Annotated in this window: 5 protein-coding genes; 2 read left to right on the top strand and 3 right to left on the bottom strand. The window is 59.0% G+C overall.

The window, feature by feature from the left end; all coding sequences use genetic code 11:
* Positions 1–189: 189 nt before the first annotated feature.
* Complete coding sequence (gene queD / locus ABY948_RS11425) at positions 190–546, top strand: 6-carboxytetrahydropterin synthase QueD (RefSeq protein WP_461482664.1); 357 nt, start codon at positions 190–192, stop codon at positions 544–546.
* A gap of 5 nt (positions 547–551) precedes the next feature.
* On the top strand, positions 552–1,079 hold the full coding sequence (gene thpR / locus ABY948_RS11420; protein ID WP_461482663.1) for an RNA 2',3'-cyclic phosphodiesterase: 528 nt from the start codon (positions 552–554) through the stop codon (positions 1,077–1,079).
* Here thpR and ABY948_RS11415 read toward each other — a convergent pair.
* From ABY948_RS11415 to ABY948_RS11405, 3 genes are all read right to left on the bottom strand, one after another.
* The gene (locus tag ABY948_RS11415) at positions 1,076–1,999 is read right to left on the bottom strand and encodes a TIGR01777 family oxidoreductase (RefSeq protein ID WP_461482662.1); all 924 of its coding nucleotides are present in this window, start codon (positions 1,997–1,999) and stop codon (positions 1,076–1,078) included. The two genes, thpR and ABY948_RS11415, sit on opposite strands and share 4 nt — an antisense overlap.
* A 74-nt stretch (positions 2,000–2,073) precedes the next feature.
* Complete coding sequence (locus ABY948_RS11410; protein ID WP_461482661.1) at positions 2,074–3,426, bottom strand: phosphohexomutase domain-containing protein; 1,353 nt, start codon at positions 3,424–3,426, stop codon at positions 2,074–2,076.
* A gap of 57 nt (positions 3,427–3,483) precedes the next feature.
* Positions 3,484–4,314: UTP--glucose-1-phosphate uridylyltransferase (locus ABY948_RS11405; RefSeq protein WP_461482660.1), on the bottom strand; the 831-nt coding region annotated here is incomplete at its 5' end.

Below are 4,314 nucleotides of genomic sequence, written 5' to 3'. Positions count from 1 at the left end.
GCAGGGGTCGAACCTGCGACCTACGGCTTGTAAGGCCGTCGCTCTCCCAACTGAGCTAACCACCCCTCGAAAGAGAGGCGCATTCTACCTAATTATCGGGCAGTGTCAAACATTTCGAGCAGCGATTTGCTATACAGTGTGTCGGCATCAAATTAACATACGCAGCCTTACTGCATAACCGGAATCCCCATGGAAATTTTCAAGGAATTTACCTTCGAAGCGGCCCACCTGTTACCCCATGTGCCGGCGGGACACAAATGTGGTCGGCTGCACGGCCACTCCTACCATGTGCGCCTTTACCTGAGTGGCGAAGTCGGTGCTACCACCGGTTGGGTGATGGACTTTGGCGACCTGAAAGACTACTTCAAGCCCCTCTACGAACAACTCGATCACCGCTACCTCAATGAGGTGGCGGGACTGGAAAATCCCACCAGCGAGAACATCGCCCGCTGGATCTGGGCTGAGCTCAAACCTTCACTGCCGCTGTTGAGCCAGGTGGAAATTCGCGAGACCTGCACCTCCGGCTGTATTTACCGCGGCGACTGATCACCATGGTCCCCCCCGGTTACCGACGCCTGTTTATCGCGCTACCGGTGCCGGCAGATACCGGTAAACGACTGGCGCCGTACTGCACTTCGGACGCGGAGATACGCTGGATTGCGGCGACAAACCGCCACCTCACCCTGGCGTTTCTGGGCCACCGCACGGAAGAGCAGACCCGTAGAGCCGCGGAGGTCGTCAATGGGCTCGAAGCTGTTTCATTTGAGTTGCAGCTGGTTTCCCTGCAGCGCTTTCCCGATGATCGGGGACGCAATATTGTCGCGCTGCCATCGGCCAGTAAGCTCCTTGAGGCACTGCAGCAACAGTTAACCGCTTGTTTAACCGCTCAGGGCTTTACCCTGAAGGAGCGCTCCTTCAGGCCGCATATCACCCTGGGAAAAATCCATCGGGGGCTGTGGCCAGCCATCGGCCTCGACCCCGCCATCAGTATGTCAGTGGAGGCGGCCAGCCTGTTCGAGAGCGAGTTCATCGAGAATGACATTGTCTATCACCCCCTGACCACCCGGCAGCTGGCCTAGCTTTCGCCTTCACCGTTGCCCAGAATTTCCGACAGCGCCAACCCCAACTCGGGGAAGCGAAAGTGGTATCCGGATTCCAACAACTTGCGGGGGTACACCCGCTGCCCAGTCAGCAGCAGTTCATCGGCCATTTCACCAAACAGCAACCTCGCCACCGGCGCCGGCATCGGAACAATCGTCGGGCGGTGCAGCGCCTGGCCCAGCGCCCGGGTAAACTGGCGGTTGGTCACCGGGTTGGGGGCGACAGAATTGACACTGCCGTGCAGGTCGCTGCGTTTCAAACAGTGAAAAATGACGGCCACTTCATCGTCGATATGAATCCACGGCATCCACTGTTTGCCGGAACCCAGCTGCCCGCCCAATCCCAATTTGAAGGGCGTCAGCATACGGGCCAGAGCCCCCTGACCGCGGCCCAGAACGATGCCGGTGCGCACGCAACAAACGCGGGTACCCAACTGCTCGAACTGGCGGGCGCTCTGCTCCCAGGCGGCACACAACCGATGGGAAAAGCCGTCGTGATACTTGGCGGCCTCGTCGAGTAAGCGGTCCTGGTGAGGACCGTAATAACCCACCGCGGAGCCGCTCACCATCACTTTAGGTGGCACGGCGGCCTGCTGGAAATGTGCCAGCAACCGATTGGTCATACCCACCCGGCTGTCGAAAAATGCCTGTTTGCGCTTCTCATTCCAGCGTCCGGCAACCAGCGGCTCTCCCGCCAGATTGACCAGGTAATGCACCGGCTCATCCGGCCCCAGTTCATCCAGTCGGCTGATCACATGCGTATCGGGCAACAATGCCTGCGCTTTGGTTTTATCGCGGCTGAGAGCAATCACCCTCATCCCCCTGGCCAGCGCGGCGCGGCAGAAATGGCTGCCAATAAATCCGGTGGCACCGCTAACCAGTACTGTTTTTTCCTGCATTGCCGATACTCCCCGACCAGCTGGCTTTTAGGGTCCGTCCTGACAGTCTAGTCAATCCGGGGAATGGGAAGTGGTTAATCGCAGCCCATCAGCCCCAACAGTTCCCGGGTTTTTTGTTCCATCAACTGCCGGTTTTTTGCCTCGACATTGAGTCGCACCACCGGCTCGGTATTACTGCTGCGCAGGTTAAAACGCCAATCCTGGCAAGCCACGCTCAGGCCGTCCGACTGCTCGACGCTGAGGGCCTGCCCGGCATAGGCCTCTTGCAGTGTCGCCAGCAGCGCCGGGGCATCGTCGACACTGCGGTTGAGTTCGCCGGAACAGGGGTATTCGTCCATCCGCGCCCGCATCATCTGCGAGAGCGGCTGCCCGGTACTGCAAATCAGCTCGGCTATCAGCAGCCAGGGAATCATGCCGCTATCGCAGTAAAAAAAATCGCGGAAATAGTGGTGGGCACTCATTTCGCCGCCGTACACGGCATTTTGTTCCCGCATCGCCTGCTTGATAAACGCATGGCCGCATTTGCTCTGGATCGCCCGGCCACCGAACTCCTGACAGACGGCCTGGGTGTTCCAGGTCAGGCGGGGGTCGTGGATGATTTTCTCCCCCGGGTGCTTGCGCAGGAATGCCTCCGCCAGCAGGCCGACGATGTAATAGCCCTCGATAAATTCGCCTGTTTCATCAAACAGGAAACAGCGGTCAAAATCGCCGTCCCAGGCCAGCCCCAGATCGGCGCCAGTGGCTTTAATGATATCGCTGGTGTGGTGGCGACTCTCGGGCAACAGGGGGTTCGGAATGCCGTTGGGAAAGCGGCCATCCGGCTCGTGGTTGACCTTGATCAGCTCAAATGGCAAGTGGCTTTCCAGGGCATCGAGCACCGGCCCCGCCGCACCGTTACCGGCATTGACCACAATCTTCAGGGGGCGGAGTTTGGCGGGGTCAATATAGCCCAGCAGGTGCTCGATATAGGCATCGGAACAGCTGAAACGGCGATAGCTGCCCCGCTGCGCCAACCCGGTCGGGGGGAAATCGGCTTGTTCCGCCAGTTGGCGTATTTCCACCAGGCCGGTGTCGGCACTGATTGGGCGCGCATCCTCCCGGACCAGCTTCATGCCGTTGTAGTCAATGGGGTTGTGACTGGCGGTCACCATGATGCCACCACAGGTGCCGAGGTGCGCCGTGGCAAAGTAGATCTCCTCGGTGCCGCACAAACCGATATCGAGCACATCGACTCCCTCGTCCCGCAAACCGCTGGTGAGCGCACTTTTCAGCGCCGGGCTGGAGGTGCGAATATCCCCTCCCACCACTACAGTCTTGGGTTGCAGCCAACGGGCATAGGCGCGACCAATGCGATAAACCGTCTCGGTCGACAGCTCTTCACCGAGTTTGCCGCGAATATCGTAGGCTTTAAAACAGGTAATTTTCATAGTTCCCACACAAACAAAGCCCACGCCGCGGGCATGGGCTATCAGTCCCAGAAAAAATTAACGGCGCGACTTATCGAGTTCAATAACGGCCGCTTTGTGATCTCGACTCTTCAGGTATTCCCGCACACTGTCGCCAATCTCCTGGTGTCTCAGGGCATAGGCGATATTGGCTTGCATGTAACCCAGCTTGCTGCCGCAGTCGTGGCTGCAACCGATAATCCGGTAGGCCTCCACCACCTCCAGCTTCAGCAGCGCTTCCAGCGCATCGGTGAGCTGCACTTCGCCGCCGACACCCATCGGCGTTTTCGCCAGCAGATCCCAAATCGATGGCGACACCACATAGCGGCCCACCACGGCCATATTGGATGGCGCCTGCTTGGGGTCCGGCTTCTCAACCATCTTTTCGATACCGGCCACCCCACCGGCCATCAACTCAATACCGTTGCAGTCCACCACACCGTATTTGTTGACGCTCTCCCAGGGCACCGCCTCCACCATGATCTGGCTGCGGCGGCTAGTCTCGTAGTTCCTGACCATCGAGGCCAGGTTATCCACCTGGGGATTGGCCCGATATTGATCCACCAACACATCCGGCAGCAGAATCGCAAAAGGCTGATTGCCCACCACCGGCCGGGCACAGCTGATCGCATGTCCCAGCCCCTTGGCATAGGGCTGGCGGACGGAAATGACCGTCACCTCCTGGGGGACAATGGAGCGCACCTCGTCCAGCAGCTGGCGCTTGACCCTGGTTTCCAGCTGCGCTTCCAGTTCAAAACTGGTATCAAAGTGGTTTTCAATGGAATTCTTACTGGCGTGGGTGACCAGCACAATCTCGGTGATGCCGGCGGCAATGGCTTCATTCACCACGTACTGGATCAGGGGCTTGTC

Origin of the sequence: Porticoccus sp. (assembly GCF_041592135.1) — a bacterium.
In the GTDB taxonomy this organism is placed as follows: domain Bacteria; phylum Pseudomonadota; class Gammaproteobacteria; order Pseudomonadales; family Porticoccaceae; genus Porticoccus.
This window is presented reverse-complemented; position numbering and strand designations above follow the sequence as displayed.

What these genes read in the sequence shown, in the direction of transcription:
- queD (WP_461482664.1), top strand. Translation starts at nt 190, where the DNA reads ATGGAAATTTTCAAGGAATTTACCTTCGAAGCGGCCCACCTGTTACCC.
- thpR (WP_461482663.1), top strand. Translation starts at nt 552, where the DNA reads ATGGTCCCCCCCGGTTACCGACGCCTGTTTATCGCGCTACCGGTGCCG.
- ABY948_RS11415 (WP_461482662.1), bottom strand. Translation starts at nt 1,999, where the DNA reads ATGCAGGAAAAAACAGTACTGGTTAGCGGTGCCACCGGATTTATTGGC.
- ABY948_RS11410 (WP_461482661.1), bottom strand. Translation starts at nt 3,426, where the DNA reads ATGAAAATTACCTGTTTTAAAGCCTACGATATTCGCGGCAAACTCGGT.